At 57.0% G+C, this 23,215-nt stretch carries 25 protein-coding genes; 10 read left to right on the top strand and 15 right to left on the bottom strand.

What is annotated here, in order from left to right:
* Positions 1-33: 33 nt before the first annotated feature.
* The 3 genes from NP603_RS08800 to NP603_RS08790 all read right to left on the bottom strand — a co-directional run bounded on the left by NP603_RS08800 (position 34) and on the right by NP603_RS08790 (position 2,171).
* Complete coding sequence (locus NP603_RS08800; protein ID WP_256610491.1) at positions 34-435, bottom strand: type II toxin-antitoxin system PemK/MazF family toxin; 402 nt, start codon at positions 433-435, stop codon at positions 34-36.
* Positions 429-683 carry an AbrB/MazE/SpoVT family DNA-binding domain-containing protein gene (locus NP603_RS08795; protein WP_140912225.1) on the bottom strand — a complete coding sequence of 85 codons (255 nt, stop codon included), beginning with the start codon at positions 681-683 and terminating at the stop codon, positions 429-431. Before NP603_RS08795 ends, NP603_RS08800 begins: the two co-directional genes overlap by 7 nt.
* Before the next feature lie 204 nt (positions 684-887).
* Complete coding sequence (locus NP603_RS08790; protein WP_256610490.1) at positions 888-2,171, bottom strand: DUF2130 domain-containing protein; 1,284 nt, start codon at positions 2,169-2,171, stop codon at positions 888-890.
* 425 nt (positions 2,172-2,596) lie between these two features.
* On the opposite strand from NP603_RS08790, the gene NP603_RS08785 reads away from it, so the two are divergent.
* Together NP603_RS08785 and NP603_RS08780 are read left to right on the top strand one after the other, a co-directional pair.
* On the top strand, positions 2,597-2,932 hold the full coding sequence (locus tag NP603_RS08785; protein WP_256610489.1) for a DUF1508 domain-containing protein: 336 nt from the start codon (positions 2,597-2,599) through the stop codon (positions 2,930-2,932).
* Between the two features lie 60 nt (positions 2,933-2,992).
* Positions 2,993-3,592 carry a hypothetical protein gene (locus tag NP603_RS08780; protein ID WP_256610488.1) on the top strand — a complete coding sequence of 200 codons (600 nt, stop codon included), beginning with the start codon at positions 2,993-2,995 and terminating at the stop codon, positions 3,590-3,592.
* A 21-nt stretch (positions 3,593-3,613) separates the two neighbouring features.
* Here the strand turns inward: NP603_RS08780 and NP603_RS08775 are convergent, their stop codons facing one another.
* The 6 genes from NP603_RS08775 to NP603_RS08750 form a co-directional block, all read right to left on the bottom strand.
* Entirely contained in the window at positions 3,614-5,677 is a 2,064-nt protein-coding gene (locus tag NP603_RS08775; protein WP_256610487.1) for a heparinase II/III family protein, read from the bottom strand.
* 362 nt (positions 5,678-6,039) lie between these two features.
* On the bottom strand, positions 6,040-7,224 hold the full coding sequence (locus NP603_RS08770) for a Kelch repeat-containing protein (RefSeq protein WP_256610486.1): 1,185 nt from the start codon (positions 7,222-7,224) through the stop codon (positions 6,040-6,042).
* Between the two features lie 350 nt (positions 7,225-7,574).
* Entirely contained in the window at positions 7,575-8,030 is a 456-nt protein-coding gene (locus NP603_RS08765) for a hypothetical protein (RefSeq protein ID WP_256610485.1), read from the bottom strand.
* 122 nt (positions 8,031-8,152) lie between these two features.
* Complete coding sequence (locus NP603_RS08760; protein ID WP_256610484.1) at positions 8,153-8,821, bottom strand: phage tail protein; 669 nt, start codon at positions 8,819-8,821, stop codon at positions 8,153-8,155.
* A gap of 31 nt (positions 8,822-8,852) precedes the next feature.
* A complete protein-coding gene (locus NP603_RS08755; protein WP_256610483.1) occupies positions 8,853-9,791 on the bottom strand; it encodes a PEP-CTERM sorting domain-containing protein in 939 nt (312 codons plus the stop codon).
* A gap of 369 nt (positions 9,792-10,160) precedes the next feature.
* A complete protein-coding gene (locus NP603_RS08750) occupies positions 10,161-10,343 on the bottom strand; it encodes a hypothetical protein (RefSeq protein WP_256610482.1) in 183 nt (60 codons plus the stop codon).
* A 266-nt stretch (positions 10,344-10,609) separates the two neighbouring features.
* Here NP603_RS08750 and NP603_RS08745 point away from each other — a divergent pair, with 266 nt between their 5' ends.
* Both NP603_RS08745 and NP603_RS21995 read left to right on the top strand, forming a co-directional pair.
* Positions 10,610-11,686 (top strand): PA0069 family radical SAM protein, encoded by a 1,077-nt coding sequence (locus tag NP603_RS08745; RefSeq protein WP_256610481.1) that lies wholly within the window; start codon positions 10,610-10,612, stop codon positions 11,684-11,686.
* A gap of 62 nt (positions 11,687-11,748) precedes the next feature.
* A complete protein-coding gene (locus NP603_RS21995) occupies positions 11,749-12,573 on the top strand; it encodes a CPBP family intramembrane glutamic endopeptidase (RefSeq protein ID WP_256610480.1) in 825 nt (274 codons plus the stop codon).
* On the opposite strand, the gene NP603_RS08735 is transcribed toward NP603_RS21995, so the two are convergent.
* The 5 genes from NP603_RS08735 to NP603_RS08715 all read right to left on the bottom strand — a co-directional run bounded on the left by NP603_RS08735 (position 12,570) and on the right by NP603_RS08715 (position 16,190).
* Positions 12,570-12,941 carry a hypothetical protein gene (locus NP603_RS08735; RefSeq protein ID WP_256610479.1) on the bottom strand — a complete coding sequence of 124 codons (372 nt, stop codon included), beginning with the start codon at positions 12,939-12,941 and terminating at the stop codon, positions 12,570-12,572. The two genes, NP603_RS21995 and NP603_RS08735, sit on opposite strands and share 4 nt — an antisense overlap.
* Complete coding sequence (locus tag NP603_RS08730; protein WP_256610478.1) at positions 12,938-13,300, bottom strand: NifB/NifX family molybdenum-iron cluster-binding protein; 363 nt, start codon at positions 13,298-13,300, stop codon at positions 12,938-12,940. Before NP603_RS08730 ends, NP603_RS08735 begins: the two co-directional genes overlap by 4 nt.
* Positions 13,301-13,542: 242 nt before the next feature.
* Complete coding sequence (locus tag NP603_RS08725; RefSeq protein WP_256610477.1) at positions 13,543-14,253, bottom strand: glycine-rich domain-containing protein; 711 nt, start codon at positions 14,251-14,253, stop codon at positions 13,543-13,545.
* Positions 14,254-14,262: 9 nt separating this feature from the next.
* Positions 14,263-15,657, bottom strand: coding sequence for a DUF6513 domain-containing protein (locus NP603_RS08720; protein ID WP_256610476.1), 1,395 nt, complete (start codon positions 15,655-15,657; stop codon positions 14,263-14,265).
* The gene (locus NP603_RS08715; RefSeq protein WP_256610475.1) at positions 15,654-16,190 is read right to left on the bottom strand and encodes a flavoprotein; all 537 of its coding nucleotides are present in this window, start codon (positions 16,188-16,190) and stop codon (positions 15,654-15,656) included. Before NP603_RS08715 ends, NP603_RS08720 begins: the two co-directional genes overlap by 4 nt.
* Before the next feature lie 221 nt (positions 16,191-16,411).
* Here NP603_RS08715 and NP603_RS08710 point away from each other — a divergent pair, with 221 nt between their 5' ends.
* Entirely contained in the window at positions 16,412-18,043 is a 1,632-nt protein-coding gene (locus tag NP603_RS08710; protein ID WP_256610474.1) for a MinD/ParA family ATP-binding protein, read from the top strand.
* On the opposite strand, the gene NP603_RS08705 is transcribed toward NP603_RS08710, so the two are convergent.
* Positions 18,040-18,702, bottom strand: a complete 663-nt coding sequence (locus NP603_RS08705; protein ID WP_371928795.1) for a double zinc ribbon domain-containing protein — start codon at positions 18,700-18,702, stop codon at positions 18,040-18,042. The two genes, NP603_RS08710 and NP603_RS08705, sit on opposite strands and share 4 nt — an antisense overlap.
* A 110-nt stretch (positions 18,703-18,812) precedes the next feature.
* Here NP603_RS08705 and bioB point away from each other — a divergent pair, with 110 nt between their 5' ends.
* From bioB to bioD, 5 genes are read left to right on the top strand one after another with little or no spacing between them, the layout of a single operon-like run.
* The gene (gene bioB, locus NP603_RS08700; protein WP_256610472.1) at positions 18,813-19,799 is read left to right on the top strand and encodes a biotin synthase BioB; all 987 of its coding nucleotides are present in this window, start codon (positions 18,813-18,815) and stop codon (positions 19,797-19,799) included.
* Positions 19,799-20,959 carry an 8-amino-7-oxononanoate synthase gene (gene bioF / locus NP603_RS08695; RefSeq protein ID WP_256610471.1) on the top strand — a complete coding sequence of 387 codons (1,161 nt, stop codon included), beginning with the start codon at positions 19,799-19,801 and terminating at the stop codon, positions 20,957-20,959. The genes bioB and bioF overlap by 1 nt, the downstream gene beginning before the upstream one ends.
* Positions 20,956-21,717, top strand: coding sequence for a pimeloyl-ACP methyl ester esterase BioH (bioH, locus tag NP603_RS08690; protein ID WP_256610470.1), 762 nt, complete (start codon positions 20,956-20,958; stop codon positions 21,715-21,717). Before bioF ends, bioH begins: the two co-directional genes overlap by 4 nt.
* A complete protein-coding gene (gene bioC / locus NP603_RS08685) occupies positions 21,710-22,495 on the top strand; it encodes a malonyl-ACP O-methyltransferase BioC (protein ID WP_256610469.1) in 786 nt (261 codons plus the stop codon). Before bioH ends, bioC begins: the two co-directional genes overlap by 8 nt.
* Complete coding sequence (gene bioD / locus NP603_RS08680) at positions 22,492-23,187, top strand: dethiobiotin synthase (protein ID WP_256610468.1); 696 nt, start codon at positions 22,492-22,494, stop codon at positions 23,185-23,187. Before bioC ends, bioD begins: the two co-directional genes overlap by 4 nt.
* Positions 23,188-23,215: the final 28 nt, after the last annotated feature.

Raw genomic sequence — 23,215 nt, 5'->3', positions numbered from 1 at the left:
AAGCCGGAGCTTGGGAACCAGAGCCTAGAGCGCTCAGGCTCTCTCATCATCACCTGCAATTTGAATAATCTGATTCAACCGCTCGCAAACCTGAGCGAACGCATCGCCCGGCAAGGATTTGAGAGGATGCGGTTTGGCCTGACGCAAACGCCAGTCGAAGGATTTGGGTTGGTGGCAGAGCACATAGCTGGTTTGTCCGGTCTTGCGGCCGCCGGCTTTGCTGACCGCTACCGCAAGCGGATTGTCGGCATTGTAGGCGGCGGTCGTCATCGGCAGTCCGATCACCAGCGAGGTTTTTTCATTGAAAATGCGCGGCGAAAGCACCAAAAACGGATGAATGTCGCGCATTTCCTGGCCGACCTGAGGATTGCAATCGATCCAGATTATGTCTTGCCGTTCCGGCACCCAAACCGCCGTTTCCTTGCGGGCTACCAACGTTCGGCGCCTATCGCTTGCGTGTTCGCCATCGCCTCGCCACCGTGCCGCTCGGGGTCGAAGCGGGCCAAGCGCTGCTCCAACGTCAAAACTTCTTCGGCCAATGGCGTGATGACCACTTTATCGTCTTCCACGGAAATCCTTACCCGTTGATGGTTGTGCAAATGCGCGGCCTTGGCTATGGCCGCCGGCAGACGCACACCGAGATTATTGCCCCATTGTTTGATGTCGAGTATGGCTTCGGTCATGGACTGCTCCCAAATGTTTAAACGTAAGTATAAACGTGGTCGTGAATTAACGTCAAATCTCTAGTTCCCGAGCTCCGGCTTGAGAATGCTATCTCGGAAGCTCCAGCTTCCTATCCACATTCAGACTGGAAGCTGGAACTGCCAAGACCGGGGTTCCCAAGCGGGAGCTTGGGAACCAGAAGCCGGACGACAGAGGGCTATGGCTTAATCCGAGTCGTCATCCATCCCCAACGCCCGTATTTCCAAGCCCTCTATTTCCTGCAAGGACTTGCCGGCAATCCCCTGCAAATCACCGTACATGCCCACCGTGGCGTTCATGACTCGCTCGATTTGGGCTTCGCGTTTGGCCCATTGTTTCAGGATGGCTTTGCGTTCCTTGTCCAGGTCTTCCTGCATGGTCGAGAAGGCTTCGACGATGGCTTCCACCCGTTGCCTGAAGCGCGGGCCGGTCAGGTATTGGTAGACCATTTCGGTCTTGCCGTGCTGACCTTCGGCGGCGAGGCGGGCCAGGCCGATTTCCAACAGGGTATGGCGAAGTATGGTCGCGACCGGCAACGCGGCGCGCGGGCCGGTGACCCAGACGCCGTCGATGACGTCGAAGGTTTCCACGTCCTTGGGTAAGGCCTGGCTGACGATGACGGCCAGTTCGGCCTTGGCGGCGCGCTGGTCTTCGCGCAGTTTCACCAGCCAGCCGTCGCTCCAGTTTTTGGTGCGTTTCGATTCCCACAAGATACTGCCGGCCGGGGTGCCGGATGGACCTGCGACGCGCTGCAACACGTCGCCGCCGAATTCGCCCTTGGCGACCGGTTCGATGCTGTCGAACGGGAACTTGGCGCGCAACAGGTTTTCCAGTTCCAGCTCCTGGACTTCGCCTTGCAGTTGCTGCGAGCCTTGCTCGGCTTTTTGTTTGAGTTCCTCGATTTTTTGCTGCATCGCGGCGATGGTCTGGTCTTTTTCCAGCACTCGCAGTTTCAATCCTTCCTCGGCTTCGCGTTTGGCCTGATCGCGGACTTGGCTCAGGTTGTCCTGCACCCGTTTTTCGACGGTCAGTTCCAGTTCGCGTTTGGCGTCATCGAGTTCGCGCTGCTTTTTGATCAGTTCGGCCTGGGCTTGTTGGGCTTCGGCGAGTTTGGCGTCGCGGACTTTCAATACTTCGGTCAGGTCGGCCAGTTCGCGGTTTTTATGCTCCAGCTCGGCGGCGGCCGCCAGTTTGGCCTTGCGGCTTTCTTCTTCGATGACGCGCTGGCGTTCGGTTTGTAGCTGTTTCTCGACTTGTTGTTTGACCTGGTTTTCCAGTTCGCGTTGGGCGTCCTGTAATTGCTGTTGCTGCTGTTTCAGGCCTTGCTCGCGCTGGGCGATGTCGGCGTCTTTTTGTTTGATCTGTTCCTCGAACTGTTTGCGTGTCGCGGCGATCAGCGGCGCGGCCAGCGATTCGGTCAGCGGCACGGCGGTGCTGCAATTGGGGCAGGTGATGGTGGCTTCGGTCATGGGCGATTTTGCGGGTTGGCGGAGGGGGCATGATAAAGCCGAATCGGTGCTGCGTCTAACGCCGAAGCTTGCGATGCGGAGCGCCGCGGCGGGTTAGATCGTTCTGCTTAGGTTGAGTAATCGGCCCGATGCCTGGCGCCTGCTGCCAAGCCGTTTCTTATATTGGCCGAACATTTCACTGCAGCAGTGAGCAAATCGGCGTCGATGTTGTGTGGCAAAACCGACAATGTGAGGCATGACATTGGCTTTGCGACTGATTTTAAAAGGGTTTTTATTGGCATAAGGCTTGCTGCCGGCTACTGGGGGCAGCCTGCAACCCTTCGATTGTCCGGCAGTAGGTTTGCTGCAACGGTATTCAAGCCAGCGAAGGGCTGAATTTTAACCGGCGACCCGTTTAATCCCAGCGTTAACTTTTGGAGCAGCCCATGCCAGCCACATTCGAACTGAAAACCAACGACGACAACCAGTATTTCTTTCATTTTTTGAACGGTAAAGGCGAGCTGATTTTGATGAGCGCCGATTACGGCAACAAGGACGAAGCACTGGAGGCCATTAAGGAAGTCCGGACCGGTTCGTTGATGAGCCACCAGATAGCCGCCGGCAAGGTGCCCGAGGGCGATACCTTCTTCGTCATCAAAGATACCAAGGGCGACATCATCGTCAAAAGCGTTTTATACAGCTCGGCCATGGTGTTCGATAACGCGCTGCACACCGTCAAAGACAACGCTTGCGTTGCCGAAATCGTCGATTTGACCGCGTGACGGGCCAGGGCGCGACAATACATCGGCTTTATTCAGATAGCGGAATCGGGTAACGGCACTATGGCAATCGAACTTAAATTAACCAAGGAACTGGCCACGGTTTGCGTCACGGCAAGCGAGTTGGCCGCGATCGAAACGCTGATCAAGGGCGAATTGGCCAAACCCGCCTTCGTCGAACAGTTCGACAAAATGGGCCATGCGATAGGGGAGTGCTACGCCGTAACGGCGGCAGTGGTGGGGCCTTGGCTGGAAATCGGCAACGAAACCGAATTTTGCAATCGGTACGATGCCGCCTATGCCGAATACAAAGCCAATTACCTCAGTATTACCAACCGGCCGCGGCTGGCGTCCGAACAGGCTTACCTGGAATACATGCTGCTGCGGGAATTCAAGGAGACCCAAACCGCCTATCCGCTGCTGAAAACCACATTCGCGCGGTTGGACGAGTTCATCGACAAATGGATCACTAACGACGCCTGGCTGGCGATGACGATCGAGAATTTCGTCAAAATGCTGTACCGGTTTTTGACCGAAATCGCCGAGCTGAAACGGAAAGATCCGACCGATGCTTTTACGATTTACCGAGCGTTGATGGCCGCTTTGCGCCCTTATTACGCATTGCTGGAAAATTGCCGGAAATCGGTGGCGGAAGCGGCTTGAAGCGGTCCAGCGAACTTGATACTAATTCATGCCGATTTCGACCTGGCCGGATGCCGAGCTCGGGTTGTCGTAGAAAACCGCTCCATCCTTGGCTATTCCCTGAAACAAGTTTTTATTGCCGATGCGAATAGCGACATTTCTATATTCAGGCAGGCCGACGATAATAATTTTGGACTTGTCTACATAATCGAAAACGATGTCGTCCATAGCTGCCGATTCCCGGATAAATACGATTAACGCATCGTTTGTCAGCACTCCATGGGCATTGCCATTTTTAGAACTGATTTTCCGCACGTCTTCGGTTACCGGTTTGTCGACCGATGGCGCCAAACAGACTAGAAATTCGGTGTCGTTACTGCTGCTATTCGATAACAATTCGGCTCGCCAGCGACTGACGTCGTGCCATGAATCCGCCGAAGAGCCGTTAACAAAATTTTCGCCGTCGAATACCGTATCGTCGCCGTCGGTTTCGACATAGTATTGGTAATCTCTGCCACCCACTAAACGCGTCGAGGCATCGCTCGGCAATAAAATATTGACTTTCAAAAAGCCGTTATTATTTTTTATTTCGATATCTTTCGAGCGGCTTTCCAATATGCCGTTGTCAGGGGAGCCTTTCAATACTTTGATGTCGGCCATCTCCGGTTTGTTTACCGAATGAATAATCCACTTGCCGACATATTCCGGTTTGGTTTTGCTAATGGTGTCGTACACAACGAGTTTGTCTTCCGTCGGTAGATAAACCAATTTGCGAATAACCTGGCGGACTTTGCCGCCATCGCCGTTGTCGTCGTAGACGGAGTTGTTATAGGCCGCGGTCAAGTCCGCCGAAACGAAAACATATTCATTATTGCGGCGGGCAAATTTCAGTAATTGGCCGCCTTCCAGATGCAAACCTTTCTGGTAATTTTCGAGCCATTGCTCGATGCTGACTATCGAACTCCCGGTCGGTTGCGTCAATCGCTGGCCGCCATCGGCGACGTTTTTAGGGAAAAACCGATTTGGTCTGACCTTTTCGTTCGGCTTTTCGATGATCAAACTGTTTTTAGCAATCGTCCGAATCGCATAATTAAGCCGATGCGGGCGGAAAAACCCGTTATAGGTACTGCTGTTGGTAATTAGCGGCGAGGATTTGAATATCGTGAAATGTCCGGCGTCGTAATGGGCGTGGTGTCCGTAGGAGTTTCCGGCCTTGAACGAAATAAAGGTATCGTTCGGTTCCCAGCCGTTTCTAATATAAATTTGATTTACCGTGTCTCTGCCAAAAATTTCCGCTTCCTTTAAATATTTACCCAGCGACGCTAAGGTACCGTCGCCAACAGCAGGAATCGATGGGTCGTTAAATAATAATATGCCCCAAGCATAACCCGAATAGTAACTGTCGCGATGCAATTTACCCAGATATTTGGCATAACCGTTTAATACCGGATCGTGCGTCATTTGTACCATCAGGTCTATTACCCGCTTGGTCTCGTCTTTCAAGTCGATCCGCGACCCCTCGTCGCCGTAGCCTTCGATGCGATTATCCGGCCGAGTCGCGTAAATATGCCAATAACCGACCCTTTTCACGATGTCCTTGATACGTTCCTGGTTGTTGGCGTGATCCAGGCCGTTCCGATAGGCCGATGCCGCCAATGCAAAATAGAATGCACGGGTTTGAATCCAATAGTTGTAGCCATCTGGCCAGGCTTCGGTGTGGGCCAGCCCCTCTGCGGCATTCAGGAAATGAGCCTGAGCCCGGCGCCGATAAGACTCCAGATCGTCGACATATTGTTCCGACAACACGATGGCGCAGAGCCAAGCGATTGCGGCGTGAGTGGATCTGCCGTGCCATAACGACGCAAAATCCTCGTCCAGATTGGCCAACGTGCCTCGCAGCGCTTCCAATATTTTGGTCTCGACCTGGTTCTTCTCGGCGTCGGTCAACAGCGGATAGGCCAAGTCGTAAGCCAGCGCCAATTCCCAACCGTTGCTGTAGGTGGTGTCGGCGGTGGGTTTATTCAATTCGAAGTTCAATAACTGACGTTTGATGTCCGCTATCGCGTCGGTATTATTGGTCGACAGCCAACAAACCACGGCAGGCATCAGCGAGTTATCGCCGCATCCGTTCGAGTAGTAAATATTTTCGCGTTTAAAAACCTCGATTCGGTCCGAGATAATCGAATGTACGCCCCGATTATTCCAACTGCTTAATTCCGGCAACAAAATGCGGGGATGGCTTTGCTTGATCTCGCCGTCAAAAGGAAAGTTTAGGTATTTTATATCCGGCGCTAATAGCTTGGATAATATTGGATTATCAATATTAAGTTGTTCTGTCGCTTTGACCAAAACCTGTCTGGCGGAAAGATGTTCCGCGCGTTGCAATCCCCAAAATCCGTAGGCCACGAACAGGTGAACTAGCAGCCCGGTAAATGTCAGGTAAAAAAGCCCGTTGCGCATGAATCTGGTCATAAGCGTAAAGCCCAAACAGCGGTTTGTTCCATCGGCGGGCTGGAGACGAATAACATGATGTTATTTCGCGAGTCATACTCTAAACAATAATTCATGCCGACGTTATAAGGAAACTTAATATCGTTCAAATGCTGCCACTCGTCTTTTCGATAGTCGTAGGTCCAGGTTTCCGCATAATTATCCTGGTCGATAATCGCCACCATTTTGCCGATACCTTTATGGAAAACCAACGGGACCGAAGCCCGGCCGGGCGGCTTTATGCCCGGCGTGGGCATTTTGACCGATTTTTGGCTGCCCGCCTGATAACTATGGACCTCATTACTCAAATTACTGCCGCCAAACAATAGAAACACGCGATTAACCGAATCGTAAACGGCGTTGGTATTCCATGCCGGGTAGGTCGCATTGCCGACTTTCTGCCAGGATTTGGTTTGCCCGTTCCATTCGCCGATATGGTAGGGTTGAAAACCGACTACCACATTGCGATCTTCATCGTATGCGACGCTGTAGGTGCGGAAATCGGTTGCGTTGGCTTCGGCATGCCAGCGTTTTAGCGCAAAATCGTAGTTCCAGGTCGGATTTACGCTTTCGTGAATCGGAATATTAGGCAGCCGCGTTTCATAGAATTCCCTTTTTACGCTACTGGCGATGACCAGTTGATCGTTTTTCTCGTCGAATGCGCCGGCACCGAATACCTGCATCGCCGGCGGATGGTTTAAATTAAATCCGGCCACCAGAAATCCGGACTTATCCAAAAAATAGCTGGATAACGGGTCCGCTTCGTACTCATTTTCCCAGCGAAGTTTGGTCAAGTCGAAATAATGGATAGCATTATCGGGCGGGTTTTCGTTGACTTCGGCTCCGAATACCAACAGGCGGTTGCGTTTTTTATCGAAGGCGCAAGTCGCGGTCGGCTGGCGCTCGAAACGCGCTTCGGCATCGGGTTGCTGTTGGTCGATTTTGGTCCACACTCTCGACGGCAAAGCTGCGAGTTGCTCGCGGCTGTTAATCGGGTAGACCGCGCTATCGTCAATCCTGCCTTTCATTGCGTGAACCAGAACTTGCCAACGCCAATGGTGGGTGATTTTATTGGTCAGGTAAAAGCCCAGAGCAAGCACTATGCCCAAATGGAATAAGGCACTGAAAAAAGAAAAGTAATATTTAACTGCCTTACGCCACATAGAGTTGCCTGCCTTCCGAACTTCTAAGCTTTATTCGTCGCCCGATGGACCGCGAAAGGCGCCGGCGTCGACCGACCGGGCCGTTGCCGACCAGGGAAGGTTGCCGACGGGCCTGTCTCCGCTTCCGTCGGCGGCATATTACCAATCGCTCCCGGTAGGCGTCGACCGCTAAAGCCGTCTCTCCCAAGCCGATAGCATCGGCGAAGCCGCCGTTTCCTGCAGGTTCGCGATGCTCGCCCGTTAGCCGGCACATAGCGAAGGGATTTACGCCAATATTTGAAATGGAGCTCCGGCTATAGGGCAATTACCTCCCAAGCGTCTGCATTTTATACGCCTCGAACCGGCAATTTTCACGGGTACATTTGTTTGATCCCCTGTGCCGCCAGAAATCCGGGCACGGTGTCCTTCCTGCAAATGCCCGGCGTGACCGGCTTTTTGAGGTCTTGTTTGCAGTGGTAAGGTACCTTTAGATTCAACGCTTTGACTTTGGCCAAACGTTGCTCCGGGTAGCAGCAAGTGTCTATCACCGCGGCCGCGCCGTATTTTGCGCACCATTGCATGATGTCGGCGATATTGACTATGCCGCGGTCTTGCTCATCGACCACCTCTTCCTTACCCAGCGAGCCGTGGCCGACGATATAGACTGCGGCTTGGTTGATGTGCGTTTTGTACCCATCGAACGTGTCTTTTTGGGAAAGATCGCAAAATTCAAAACCGACTTCGTTAGGCTTGCCGGCCAGCAATGCTGTCAAGGTTTCCGCGTTGGCCGTGGTATCCGCACAAATGTTTACGACTAAATAGCTCATGATCATCTCCTTAAATTGAAATCCGGCCGCGGAAAATTAACTTGGCCCCTCGTGCTGCCAGGGGCCAAGTTGTGTTTTGTCGGGTTACCGGTTCGACCGGGTTGGTGGTTGGGATTTTCGGTTTAGTTTCGGGAAGGAAAAATGCCGGAGGTCGCGATGCAATACGTCATACCTACGTAGGGATTGCGCACCGGCACCGGCTGATTGCTGCCGGCGATTCCGATGGATGTGGTCGCGGTGGCCGATGCGGTCAGGGCTTCGGGGGCCAGCGGCGAACTGGCGCCGGCGACATTGCCGGAGTAAATGTTGTCTCGGGCGGATGAGGCTGCCAGCACTTTACCGGCCGGGCTGCTGGTATTACCGGCCGCATTGACGGCGTTGATGGTGCCGGTCACTTGGACATTGGTGCTGGCGGCATGGTTGTGCGCCGGCAATTGGGCGATATTCAATACCACTTGTTCGGCACCGCCTTCTTCGCCGTTGAACACGTTGGCCAGCCCCGGGCCTTGGCCGGTGCCGACCGGATTCCGCCCGCGCAGATCGGGTAGGGCGAAGGTGCTGCGGCCGTCACCGCCGTAAGTCGTGCCCAGTAACGAGAATAAAGCGGTGTTGCTAGCGATGGGTAGCAAGGAGCCGTCGGCCGGCAGGTAGCCGCGCGGGCAGAAGGTGAAGGCAAAGGTACACACTTCACCCAGGAACGGCTCGGCGCCGCAGGCCGAAGCGGACATGGGTAAGCCGGCAGCGGCGATCAGGGCCAGTTTCAGTAATGATTTTTTGCATGGTGTAGTCATTTCGGTTTCCTCAAAAAGCTGGGTTAACGAATTAGGCGATAGCGCGATTGCGGCGTTGCGACGCCAATAGCGAAGCCAAGCCGATGCCGGTCAACAGCAAAGTTTCGGGTTCCGGCACTGTTTCGGTGCGTTGCCTGACTACCGAATCGACGGTCAGCAGGGTTGCGACTTCGCCGGAGAACAAACCGGAATCGGCTGCGCCGCGCAACAACACTTCGGGACTGCCGTCTCCCAATTGCAGCAGCTCGCCCGGATTCAACAGGAAGGACAGAATCAGGAAGCCGCTGTCGCTCAACTTGCCGCCCAAACCGCTGGCCGAATTCACCAGATTGTTCGTGAACAGGAATTGCTGGTTGCCGAATTGGGTATCGGACAGCGCGCTGGCGAACAGCAGTTCGCTGCCGTCTTGTTTATGCAACGCGACTTGGGCATGGGCGAATTCGCCGTTATCGGTATTGGATTTGACGGAGTCGGTGGTGTCGACTTGTTGGCTGAATTCGAATCTCAGATTGACCAGGAAGGCGTCCGTGGTGGAGTTGTTCTGCAGCGACAGCGAGTAATCGCCGAACAAGGAGTTGACGACCGAAGGTTCGGTCCCGGCGCTACCATTGGCATTGAATTTGATGCCGAATCCGTCGCCAATGCTGGTCAGCGTGCCGGTGAGCGGGTCGACACCGTTTATCGCCGCACCGTTCAATGTCGTCGTAGTGGCGATTCCGGCCATGATGCGAGTGATTTCGCCGCTTTGGCTGGCGTTGATCGGCTCGAACGGCGAGCCGGTACTGTCGAATTCCGCCGAACCTTTGATGACGATGTTCGGATCGAAGCTGGCGGCTTGGGCAGGGGCGATGTGGCCACCCAATAGCAATGCGATGGCGGCGACCAGGCTTTTAGCGGTGCCGGAGCGGTGGTTGCCCGGATGGGCTGTAGGCTTGGTGTGGGCCGAATTAGGCGATCTGACGGTTTTCATTGGGTTTTCCTCTTGTGTTTTGGCGAAGTCGTTATGGGTCGGGTCGGGCCCGAATGGGTTTCCATAATCGATAGTCAAAGCGCGTGCCAAGCCTGCCGGTGAAGACCAAGTCATTGGTTTTGCAGAGTTTTTATGGCGGTTGGCTGGCGCGGGCGACAGAGGGGGGCTACGAGATGTCGCGCGATTTACGAAATATCGCGCTTTATTGCGGAGTGTGGCGGCCGATACTGCCAAGGCTGGGTATGAACAATTAGCGGTTTGGCGGCGGTGGATTGGACGCTAAAAAAGCCGCGGCGGCTCGAGCGTCAGTCCGAGCGCCGCGGGAGAGCCGGCCGGCCGGTACAGGGGGGCACCCGGCCGGGCGGAAATTTATTGGTAAGACACCCGCGGCAGGTCGCGTTCGACTTTGGGATGGCTTTGCGATAACGGCACGTATTGCGGAATCTGCGGCGCCGGTCTGATCGCGGTTTCGCCGCCGGAAATTCGCTGGAGCTGGTGTTCGGCGATCAGGGTGCCGGCTTTGCTAAATGCGGGATTAAGCGGTCGGTGCATGGCGGTCTCCTCGTTGCGGTAGCCAATGGAAATAGGGCACAAGCGCGGCTGGCTGCGGGCTTTGTCCGGACCGAGCTGCGCCGCGCCCATTCGCACTCTAAGCAAACGGCCGGTGCCGAACTATCGATTATTTCACCGGTCGCCGGTGCAATTTTTCCCTGGTGGGTTGCGCCCGCTCGCAGCCGGTTTCGGCGGCTACCGCGCCGGGTATAATGCCGGCATCGATCGACAACCTTAGCGCCGTACGCGGTTTTGCGGAGCAAACCATGTCCAAACCCCTGATTTACAAAGGCCGCGCCAGCATCAGCAATGCCGCCGGCCGGTTCGAGAAGCAAAGCGGCCAAGCCGAGGACGACGGCTGGGGCTGCCTGGATGACGATCTGCCGCCGCTGCCGACCGAAATCGTCGTCGATAACAGCAAATCGCTGATCACCTATAACGATTCGCCGGATATTCCGTTCGACCGTTCCATCAATCCCTATCGCGGCTGCGAGCACGGCTGCATTTATTGTTTCGCCCGGCCGACCCACGCTTACCTGGGCTATTCGCCGGGCTTGGATTTCGAAACCAAAATCCTGGTAAAACCCAATGCCGCCGAATTGTTGCGGGCAGAGCTGGGCAAGCGCAATTACCGGTGTGCGCCGTTGGCCTTGGGCACCAACACCGATCCCTACCAGCCGCTGGAACGCCAGCAGCGCATCATGCGCGGCATATTGGAAGTGCTGGCCGAGACCCGGCATCCGGTCAGTATCGTCACCAAGTCGGCGTTGATCGAACGCGACATCGATATTTTGGCCGAGATGGCGCAACAGGGTTTGGCCTCGGTATGCCTGTCGGTCACGACCTTGGATCGGAGTCTGGCCAGAACCCTGGAGCCGCGCGCCTCGGCACCGCAACGCCGGCTGGACGCCTTGGCGCGCTTACGCGAGGCGGGCGTGCCGGTCGGCGTAATGGTGGCGCCGTTGATTCCGGTATTGACCGACTACGAATTGGAGCGAATCGTCTCCGCCGCGCACGCGGCCGGTGCGCTCAGTGCCGAATACATTCTGCTGCGCCTGCCGCTGGAAACCGCGGAGCTGTTCGAAGAATGGCTGCAACACCACTTTCCGCTGAAAGCGGAGCATGTCATGAACCGGGTCCGCGACAGCCGCGGCGGCAAGCCCTACGATGCCGCGTTCCATCAGCGCTTGCGCGGCAGCGGCTCTTACGCCGATCTGATTGCCCAGCGCTTTGGCTTGATCTGCAAGAAACTGGGCATGGACCGCGCCTTGCCGGCATTGCGTAGCGATGTGTTCCGCAAACCCGACCCGAGCGGGCAGATGAGTTTCGATTTTTTCGACTGAGTCGGCTGAGTGGTGTATTTGACGCCGATGTTTTTTGGACTTACGGGTTGCTGAGTCTTGCCGTGCTTGGCTTTTGGCAGCCCGGCAAGCCCTGGCTGACGCCGTTGACCTTAGCCGCGGCGATTGCGGCCGGATTCTACGGCCGTATCCTGCAGCCGGTGGCGTTGCTGTGGCCTGTGCTGTTGGCGGCCGGATTGCTGCTGGCCGAACGTGTTGCTCTGGCCAGGTTTTGGCGGACTCTGGCCTGGCTGGTCGCGCTCATCGTTGCTACCGGGTTGATATTTCATCGGTTGCCGGGGTTCGCCAATCCTGAAGTCATCGCCGATTGGCGCTTCGGTCCGGATTCTTTGCCGTATAGCAAGTATTTGAACTTCGACGGCATTTTGCTCGGCGTTTGCGTGCTGGGTTGCACGCGGCACCGCCTGCGCAACGTCGACGAATGGCGGCAACTCGGGAAACGGGTGTTGCTGATTCTGTTGCTGACGATGATCGCGGTTTTAGGCGCATCGCTGGCTCTGGAGTTTGTACGCTGGCAGCCGAAATGGAGCGAGCTGTTTTGGCTGTGGGCCTGGGGCAATTTATTGTCGACCTGTTTGGTCGAGGAAGCCTTTTTCCGAGGTTTGTTACTGCGCGGCTTGATGCGGTGGTTGATGCGTTCGCGCCACGGCGAAAAGTGGGCGATTGTAGTGGCGGCGGTTCTGTTCGGCTGGAAGCATCTGCCGGGCGGCTGGACTTACGCCGGATTGGCGACGCTGGCCGGTATCGGTTACGGCAGCGCCTATCTGGCAAGCAGCCGCTTGGAAGCCGCGATCCTGAGCCACTTTGCTCTGAATTGTCTGCACTTTTTGCTGTTCAGCTATCCGGCACTCAGCGCGGGCGGCATTTAGTCCTCGCTGTCGGTTGCGGTTTTCGCCGGCAGCAAACCTTCGGTGCGGATCATCGCTTTAAAACCTTTCATCACCGGCCGCGAGATCGCGGTTTCGGCTAGCAGGCGTTTTTCGTAGATCACATTTTTCAGCGCCTCGGCATCATTGGCGTTGCGCGCCGCCGCGATTAACGCGTGTATGCTGCGGTCCAGCAATTGGCCGGGAAGATGTTTGATCCGGTCGTACAGCAACTCCATCACGACTTTTTCCTGCGCCGGCATCTTGCATTTGCCGTCCAGGATTTTCAACATCACCGTCACGGCGCAATCGATCTGAATCGGCGTCAAGGCATGCGATGACGTCCAAGCTGCGACATGTTCCGGCGTCATCCGATATCCTCGCCGGCGGCGTTGCGTCGGGCGTAATCCAGCAGCGATTCCTCGATTGCCGCATAGGCGTATGCGGAGACCGCACGGACGCCGATCGCGTTGACTTTCGCGGTCGGGCCGTCGCCGATGCGGGCCACGAAAACGGCGTGGCAGTCCTTGATCGTTTCCAGGATGCCGGCCATCGCCGATTGGTCGGCGTGCTGGCCCAGGCAATAATTATCGACGTCGCGGGTTTCCAGGAGCTGGCAGCCGTTTTCGCCGACGTTATAGATGCCGAATTTTTTGGCGTGGCCGAAATGTTCGTTGATCGAGATGCCGTCTTTAGTGGCAACGGCGAGTTTCAGGGTCGGTTCTAGCATAGTCCTGACTCCGAGGTTGGTCGGAGGGCTATGGCCGAATGGACAGCAGCGAATCTCGGTTTCATCGTGGCAAAAGTGGTGGTGGTCAGGACTTGATTAGCAAGTCCGATACCAGAAGTACAACCCTGGCCGGCCGCGGGCTGCGGCTATAGCGGGAGAATGGGTTGTCGGGTTTGCGACAGGTCAAAACCGACAAACCGGCGCTGAACTGCGTCCGGCGCATAGCGCAACGCTGCCGGCAATCAGTCGCCGCCGCCTCCGCAACCGCCGCCGCAGCCTCCGGAATCGCCATCCCCGCCACTGTCGCCGCTGCCGCTATCGTCGCCGAAGCCGTCGGTGTCGCCGTCGAAACTGCTGTCGGCGAAGTCGGCGCCGCAGTAGGGCGTGCCGCTACGGCCGTCGTCGCCGGCGCGGGCGATCTGGCCGCGGCAATCGACCACGTAGCTGAAACCGTCGGCGATCTGCAATTTGCTGTCCAGTGCAAACAGGAGCGGTAGCCGGCTGGGTTTTCTCGGGTTGATGTTTTCCTCCCGGCAGCACTGCCACCAGACTCGGCGCAGGCCAGCATTGGTCTGGCGGTTCCGGCTCAACACTACGGCCGGCGTGTGGTGCAGAAAGCCGCCGAAGGCTTGGCGGCAGAATTGCTCGTAATGCCGGGTATACAAAATGAACTCGTGCCACAAGTCGTCGGCCAGTTGCGACGGCATCGACACGAAGTTACGGCCGCCATGCAGATAAGCCAGAAAAAACTGGCGCAAGGCGCGGGCGGTCAATTCGCAATCCTTGCGCGCCAATTGCGGCCGGCGCTTCTGCAATTTTTCGAATAGGCCGGCAGGGAAGGCGTAGCGGCGAATGAAATCGGCGCGGGCGGCGCGGCGCCAGTGCCGCCATAACCAGAGCATTACCGCGCTGAGTATGGCAATCAGGATCAGGAGCGCAGTTTGGCTGGCCATAGAGCCCCCTTATTCCTCGTGTTTTTTCAGCGTGCTGCCGGCCGGTTTGAAAGTGTGCAAGTCCACGGCCGGCTCGGCGCCTTGCGCGGCGCAGCCCCAGCTTAAGGGTTGGTCCTGGGTGAAACGCTTGCCCAGTTGCCAGGCGATTTCGGCACGGGCCAATTCGACGCCCAGATAGAAAGCGTGGCCGCCGTCGGTTTCGACCTGCAGTTTCGGGTATAGATCGAACGGGTCGGTGGCGCTGTGCAGGCCGTCGCGGTTGAAAATGTGGATGCCGTCGCTGCTGACCTGGATTCGGTAGCTGGGGTCTTTGATTTGCGCCGCCAGACTTTCGATTTCTTCGCGGCTGTTCAGAAACGGCGCAGTCTCGTGCACCGTCATCAAGTCCGGGCTGATATGTTTGGGCAACGTATTGTGCTGTTTGGCGGCATACATCATGCGCCGCGCCACGTCGGCTTCCTTGATCGCTCGCCGTGCATGTTTGCTGACCTCGGTAGCCAGGATGTGGTTGATGTTCAGTTCCGAGCAAATGCCCAACAACATGGCATTGATGCCGGAGGTGTCGGCGTGAGTCAGTTCGGTCAGATTGCCGACGCCCATCATCATTTCGATGTCCGGGTAGCGTTGGCGAAACTGGTAATTGCGGACAATGGATTCGGTAAAGCCGAAATGGATCGGGTCCAGGATCGGGTCGACGATGAAGGCGCGGTTTTTGGCGCTCAAGGTCTCGATGGCTTGATCCAGTGTGGCGAGATTGCCGTGGACTTCCGGAATCAGGATCGGCGTTGCCGCCACTTCATCGGCAATCCACAGGCTCTTATTGGTCAGGCTCAGTAGGTAATCGGCGCCTGCCTTGCCGCCGGCCAGCAAGTCGGCGTCTTCCAGCGAGTCGATACTGACGTAAAAGCCTTCCTGCTTCAAAGTCGAGATGCAGTCCGCCAGATGCGGAAATGGCGTGCCGGGCAGGCAGCCGATATCGATTACGTCGGCGCCGTTGGCTTTGTAGTAATGCGCGCGCTCGACTACGGCATCGACGCCGATATTCGGCGCGTCGGTGATCTCGGCGAAGATTTTGGTTTGGTATTGGCTCAGGTCGTAATGGTGCGCAGCCATGCCGAAATGTTGCGGCAAGTCCTTGATCTCTTCCGGGCCGCGCTCGACCGGAATGCCGTAATGCCGGGACAGCATGTCCAGATCGCCGCGGCAGCGGCCCGGTATCACGATACGGTCGGCGCCGCCGGTGTCGGTCAGCCGGCGAGCGATCATTTCCGCGGTGATTAGTGCCGCGACCGTCACGCCCATCACATGTACCTTGTAATAAAAGTCGGGCTGCATTTTTTCCAGCACCTGGCGGACCTGTTTTTCGGCCAGGCGGCCGGTGATGAACAGGATTTTTTCGCTCATAGCCCGGCCAGGCGGGTGTTTACCGCCAGGATCAGTTGTTGGACGTCGTCGACGACTTGGGTGTAAGGGAAGCTGCGAATTTTATCGGTAGCCTCCAGGTCGACCGGGCGCGGATAGACCATGAACTTTTTCTTGCCCGGCGCGGTGGTCTCGATTTCCGGCGCGGTATCGCACGGGTAGACAATGCTGGGTATCCGGCATTTGCCCGCTTGCGAGTACAAGTTGGTCACCAAAGAGTCGGCGATGCCGAGCACGCATTTGGCGATGGTGTTGGAGGTGGTCGGCGCCATTACGAAGGTGTGGTAATAGCCTTTGTAAAACAGTCCCACCGGCGGTGCCGAAGCGGCTTTGTCCCGATAAATCGGCATCTTGGCGCGGATATCGTCCAGTTTGATGCCATACATTTTCAGCACTTCCTCGCCGGCCTGGCTCAGGTAAAGATCGACGTTATCCAACGTCAGCATGAATTCGAGGCATTCTTCGATGTAATGTCCGGAGCCGGTGATAGCCCAGGCGAGGCGTGGCGTGGTCATGGCGTTTCGGTTAGGTTGCGGGTCGCGGCATTATACGTGAAGACTCGCGGCAAATGCCGTCTAGGCGACCGTGGCGTTTGGTCGGCGATGGCCCATCGGTTTGAATCGTCCATTTAGCCAATTGGGAATTATCGGATTCGGCGTACAATGCCGGGCCGAATTGTCCGAATATCATCGAATCGCCTATTGCCGGCCGCTACCGTTCCGATTGCCATATTATTATGGAAAGTCCAGTTTCAGAATTGCAGGATACTAGCATCCTCCGCAAAACGCCGCGCGTGCTGGTGTTCGCCAGCGGCAAGAGCGGAGTCGGCAAATCCAGTCTGGTCGGCAATCTGGCCGCGGCGCTGGCTGCGCGCGGCGCCGGCGTCTGTATCATCGATGCCGATACCGGGCTGTCCAATACCGGTAACTTGCTAGGGTTGAGGCCGGCGTTCGGCTTGGAACAACTGGCCGACGGCGAGAAGACGTTGGCGGAAGCGATCGTCAAAACCCACGAAGGCGTGGCGATATTGCCTGGCGCGCAAATCTTGCTCGGCAGGCCTATGGCCCCTGACCAGCGCTCGAATCTGGATCGGATCGTGCGGGAACTGGAAGGCCAATACGATTATTTTTTCATCGACCTGCCGGCCGTCCTGACCGAAAAGGTATTGCAATTTGTCGAGGCAGCCAAATACGCGTTTTTGTTGGTCAGCGCCGACCCGGCCGCATTGACCGACAGCTTTTCGTTGCTGAAAGCGTTGAATGCCAGAAATTACCGGGGCAGTTTGCGGGTTGTGGTCAACCAGGCCGCCGATTATCCGACGGCGACCGAAACTTACCGGCGGTTCGCTGCGGTCAGCGAAAAATGTCTAAAACAAAAAGTCGAATACGGCGGATTCGTCGTCCGCGACGAGAATGTACCCAAGGCAGTGGCTTTGCAGATGACGGTGATCGATCTGGCCGCCAATTCGCCGGCCAGCCGCTGTTTGTTTTCGTTGGCCGACAACATCGTCAAGCATATCGGCAGCGACCGCGAGGCGCCGGGATTGGCGGATTATTGGCTGCGATTGCTGACAGCCGCGCCGGTTCCCCCGGCTTCAGCCGCAACCATGGAAATCGCTGGCGCCGCCGAACCCCAGTTTGATTTGCGCGGTGCGGTTCGCGCGCGTAGTGTGCCGGCCGGCTGCGATTCGCCGCAACGCCTGTTGGCGGACATCAAAAGCCAAGCCCTGGATCAGGCGGTTTTGGAGCAGTTTACCGGTGCCTTCGTCGAAGCCTATTACGAGCAATTCGGTACCTTTCCGCAGGCGTTCAAGGCGCTGTTTTACCGCTGGTTGGAAGCCGAAAACTATGCCGCGCCGCGCTTGCTGGAATTGGCTGCCACCTTGGATGCGCTGTATGCAATGCATCATCAGACACCGATGTACAACCTGCCTGAAGCGGTGGCGCGCCTGCTAGCCCAGGTGCAGGACCAGCCGGAGCAGCACCGGGATGCGATCGAACAGTTACGCGCCGCGTTCCGGCAGGCTTACCAATGCGATCCGTTCGACGCCGAGCAGGTTTTGTTGGCAAGCATTACCAGCGAAGAATTCACCGAGCAACGTTTCGAAGATCTGCTGCAGAAATTACGCGACGCGTTTCAGGCCCGCTTCAAACGTCCTTACCAAAACCAGTACGAGCTGTTACTCAATTCCACCGTCGAAGCGTTGAATGCAATGGCGGTGGACCAACAGAACCTGCAGGAGGAGTTTGCAATCTTGATGCACGGTTTCCAGTCGCTCTGCTCGCGCCGCGAAAAACTGTTGGCCGCGATCAAAACCGTGCAGGACAAAACTTTACCGTTTGCGCCGCCGGCATCAATGGACCGTTAAGCCCGGGCACAGACCCAAACGTCCACCCGGCCGACACCGGCCTGCTTCAGTACACCGGCCAGGGCCGAAGCGGTTGCGCCGGTGGTCATCACATCGTCGACGATTGCCACATGGTCAGCTTTTAGCGATTTCTGCAAACGAAATGCACCGCGCATGTTCTTGCGCCGCTGTTTGGCCGGCAGGCCGGTCTGGTGCAAGGTGTCCCGGCTGCGTACTACGCTATACAAATCCAGCGGTAGCTCGAAACGCCGCGCCAAATGGCGGGCGATCTCGATCGACTGGTTGAAGCCGCGTTCCCGGTACCGGTGCGGATGCAACGGCATCGGCAGCAGCAGTTCCGGCAATTCGGCATCGGCGGCAATATGTTCGCCGAGCAGCAGGGCCAATAGGCGCGCATTTTTATAATCGCGGCCGAATTTCAACTGGCCGATCAGGTAGGGCATCTGGTAACGGTACAGATACGGCGCATAGGTCTCGTCGAACTGCGGCGAGCGTTTCAAGCAGCGCCCGCACAAACTGGGCAGAGCAATCTCGCTCTCGAACGGTTCGCCGCAGCGGTAACAGCAGCGCAAATTGCGCGGCAAATCGTCCAAACAGCCCGCGCACAAGTCGAAATCGGCAAAGCCGGTGTCGCCGCATAATGCGCAGCGCGGCGGCACCAGCTTTCGTTGTATAATCTTAAGCCAGTTGTTTACCATTTTTTTACTATTGGGTTGATAAGTGGCGGTAACGCCCCGGCCTCGCTAACTATTTTTCGGAGAGTAACAGAATGTCCGCCAGCCAAAAACCCTTGGAACCGGTCGCCGTACGCCACGATTGGCAATTGCACGAAGTCGAAGCCTTGTTCGGCCTGCCGTTCAACGATCTTATATTTCAGGCGCAAACCGTACACCGCTCCTGTTTCGATCCGAACGAAGTCCAGGTCAGCAGTCTGTTGAGTATCAAAACCGGCTCTTGCTCGGAGGATTGCGGTTATTGTCCGCAAAGCGCGCGCTACGATTCGGACTTGGCGCCGGAAGCTCTGATGCCGGTCGACGCGGTATTGCAGGCTGCGCAGCGGGCCAAGGCCGAGGGCGCATCGCGCTTCTGCATGGGCGCAGCCTGGCGTAGTCCGAAAGATCGCGATATCGAACGGGTGGTGGAAATGGTTAAGGGCGTCAAAGCGCTGGGCATGGAAACCTGCGTCACGCTGGGCATGTTGACCGACAAGCAAACCCAGGCTTTGAAAGAAGGCGGTTTGGATTACTACAACCACAATCTGGACACGTCGGAAGATTATTATTCTGAAATCATTACCACCCGCACTTACCAGGATAGATTGGATACGCTGGAGCGGGTGCGCGATGCCGGTATCAACGTCTGCTGCGGCGGTATCGTCGGCATGGGCGAGTCGGAAACCGACCGCGCCAAATTGCTGCTGCAGTTGGCCAATTTACCCAAGCACCCGGAAAGCGTGCCGATCAATATGTTGGTGCAAGTGCAGGGCACGCCGCTGCACGGTACCGAAAAGCTGGATCCGATCGTATTCGTGCGCACTGTAGCCGTGGCCCGGATCATGATGCCGCATTCGCGAGTGCGGTTGTCGGCCGGACGTACGCAAATGAGCGACGAGATGCAGGCCTTATGTTTTCTGGCCGGTGCCAACTCGATTTTCTACGGCGATAAGTTGCTGACCACCGACAATCCGATGACCAACCAGGATAAGCAATTATTCGCTCGCTTGGGCGTGCGGATGGGCGGCTCCAGCTACGCCTGATGTCGAATCGGTTTTACGATTTTTCCGCGAGCCTGCAGCAGTTAGAGCAGCAAAATCTGTATCGGCGCCGGCGCGTCGTCGACGGGCCGCAGGCGGTCGAATTGCAGGTCGAGGGCCGCCGCTTGCTGAATTTCTGCAGCAACGATTATCTGGGGTTGGCCAATCATCCGGACGTGGTCGAGGCATTCAAGACCGGCGCCGACCGCTACGGTTGCGGCAGCGGCGCGGCGCATTTGATTTGCGGCCACAGCTCGGCGCATCACGCCTTGGAAGAGGAATTGGCCGCGTTCACCGGACGGGAACGGGCCTTGCTGTTTTCGACCGGTTATATGGCCAATCTCGGAGCCATCTCAGCTTTGGTCGGACGCGGCGACTGCGTGTTGGAGGACCGGCTCAACCATGCTTCGTTGTTGGACGGCGGCTTAATGTCCGGTGCCCGGTTTCAACGCTACCGCCACGCAGACACCGACGATCTGCGGGTCAAGCTTGATCGGACCCAGGGCAGGGTGCTGATCGTCAGCGACGGCGTATTCAGTATGGATGGCGATGTGGCGCCTTTGCCCGACTTGGCGCGATTGGCGGACAAATATCAAGCCGGATTGCTGGTCGACGACGCCCACGGTTTCGGTGTATTGGGTCGCAACGGCGGCGGCGTGGTGGAGCATTTCGGTCTTTCCGCCGAGCACGTGCCGATCTTGGTCGGCACACTGGGAAAGGCGTTCGGCACCTTCGGCGCGTTCGTTGCCGGTTCCGCAGAATTGATCGAGTATCTGATGCAAAAAGCCAGAACTTACGTTTACACCACGGCCTTGCCGGCGGCGGTGGCCGAAGCCACCCGCACCGGCTTGCGGTTGCTGCAAGCCGAATCCTGGCGGCGGGAGCAGTTGCAAGCCTTGGTCGGCCATTTTCGCCGCGGTGCCGAACAACAGGGCTTGCGGCTGATGGCGTCAGCCACGGCGATTCAGCCGCTGTTGGTCGGCGATAGTGGTCGCGCGCTAGTTGCGAGCCGGGAGTTGGCGGATTTGGGATTTTGGGTCGGTGCGATTCGGCCGCCGACCGTGCCGGCCGGTAGCGCCCGTTTGCGTATCACATTTACCGCGCACCACAGTCTGCAGCAGGTCGATGCCTTACTGGCGGCGTTGGGTGAGGTGTTGCGGTGAGCGGCATCCATTGCGAAACCTACGGCCACGGTCGGCCGTTGCTGATGCTGCACGGTTGGGCCATGCACAGCGGCATTTGGCGCCAGTTCGCCCGGCAGTTGGCGGAGCAGCGGCAAGTAATTTGTCTGGATTTGCCGGGACACGGGCGTAGTGCGCCGTTAGCTCGTTTCGAAATGCCGGCCATCGTCGAGGCCTTGCTAGCGGCGATTCCGGTACCGAGTTTCGATTTGTTGGGCTGGTCGTTGGGCGCGACGGTCGCCATCAATCTGGCGGCCGAGTGTCCCGACCGGGTCCGTTCCTTAACATTGTTGGCGGGTAATCCGCGTTTTGTCCGCGAACCCGGCTGGCCGGGAGTTAAGCCCGAGGTGCTAGACAGTTTTGCCGAATTGCTGAGTAGCGACTCTAAACAGACGCTGCAAAGGTTTTTGGGCTTGCAAGTGCAGGGGTTGCCGCATGCCAAAACCGTGTTGCAACAACTGAAGCAGAGTATCTCGGAATGCGACGCGCCGGATTTCGGCGCGCTGCAGGGCGGGTTGCGGATTCTGAAGCAGCACGATGCGCGCGATAGCTTGGCGGCATTAACGCTGCCGATACGGGTGATCCAGGGTGATAAAGATACTTTGGTGCCGGTAGCGACGGCGACGGCATTGCGGAATTTGCAGCCGGCGTTGCAGATGAAGGTGTTACCAGGCGCCGGGCACGTGCCGTTTCTCACCCATCCGCAAGCTTTGGCCGATATTGTGCTGGGCGATGACTGATTCTGCGTTGTTGGACAAGGCCAAAGTCCGGCAGTCGTTTGCCGCCGCGGCCGATGGTTACGATGCGGTAGCGGGTCTGCAGCGCCGGGTCGGCGAGACCTTGTTGGCAAAATTTCCCTGCGTCGGCCAGTCCCGGCCGCTGTTGGATATCGGCTGCGGTACCGGATTTCTGACCCGGCATTTGGTTAGCCGGGTACCGGCTGCCGTGGCGCTGGATATCGCCGTGCCGATGTTGCAAGCCGCGCAGCGAAACTGCGCCGGTTTGCCGGTTGCTTACGTCTGTGCCGATGCCGAGCGTTTGCCGTTCCGGGATGGCAGTATCGGCGGGATCTATTCCAATTTGGCAGTGCAGTGGTGTGGGGATTTGAGCGCGTTGCTAGGCGATTGCCGACGAGTGCTGTGCGCCGACGGTTGTTTGGTGTTATCGACTTTCGGTCCGTGCACCTTGGCGGAATTGAAGGCGGCGTGGAGCCAAGTCGACGATTTCGTTCACGTCAACGAGTTTTACAGTATCGAGCAGATTGGCCGGTTTCTGGCTGCAGCCGGTTGGAGCCGGTTCGAACTGGAAACCGAGTTAATCACCCAGTCATATCCGTCAGTCATGGCGCTGATGCTCGAGTTGAAAGGAATCGGCGCGCACAACGTCAGTACTTACCGTAATCCCCGGCCAACCAGTCGGACGTCGTTACAAAGCATGATTGCCCATTACGAAGCGGCAATGGCCGGCGGCGGGATTGTTGCGAGTTATGAAATTATTTATCTACGAGCGATGCGATGAAGATCGGATATTTTGTTACCGGGACCGATACCGATATCGGTAAAACCTGGGCCACTGCCGCATTATTGCGCCGTTTTCGGCGCGAGGGCTATTCGGTCGCGGCAATGAAGCCGGTGGCTGCCGGTTGCGAGCGATGCGGTGGCAAGTTGCAAAACCAAGACGCCTTGCTGTTGATGCAAAATGCATCGGTCGACGCTGAATACGAGTTGGTCAATCCTTATGCCTTCGAACAGCCGGTGTCGCCGCATGTGGCCTGCGGCGAACAAGTCGTTGAGCCGGCAAAGATCTTGGTTGCTTTTCAAGAATTGCAGCAGCGCGCTCAAATCGTTTTGGTCGAAGGAGCGGGGGGCTGGTATTCACCGATGAGCCGCACTTTGGATAATGCCGGCTTGGCGCGGATATTGGGTTTGCCGGTGCTGGTCGTGGTCGGTATCAGGCTCGGTTGCCTGAACCACGCGCGTTTGACGTTGCAGGCCATCGCTGAATCCGGCTTGCGCTGCGCCGGTTGGATTGGCGTGCAAATCGTCGAGAATATGCCCTACTTTGCCGAAAATGTGGCGTATTTGCAGGCTGCGCTGTCGGTGCCGTTACTTGGGGTCTTGCCCTATTCGAAAGCACGTGATTTCGAGTTCTTGTCAAGCGAGTTGCGGCTGCCAACCTGGCAAAATATTGATCTGCATCAAGAAAATTAATCCGCGGATGTTGAGAATGACGGCTCCA

Source organism: Methylomonas aurea, assembly GCF_024505045.1.
Classification (GTDB): Bacteria; Pseudomonadota; Gammaproteobacteria; order Methylococcales; family Methylomonadaceae; genus Methylomonas; species Methylomonas aurea.
This window is presented reverse-complemented; position numbering and strand designations above follow the sequence as displayed.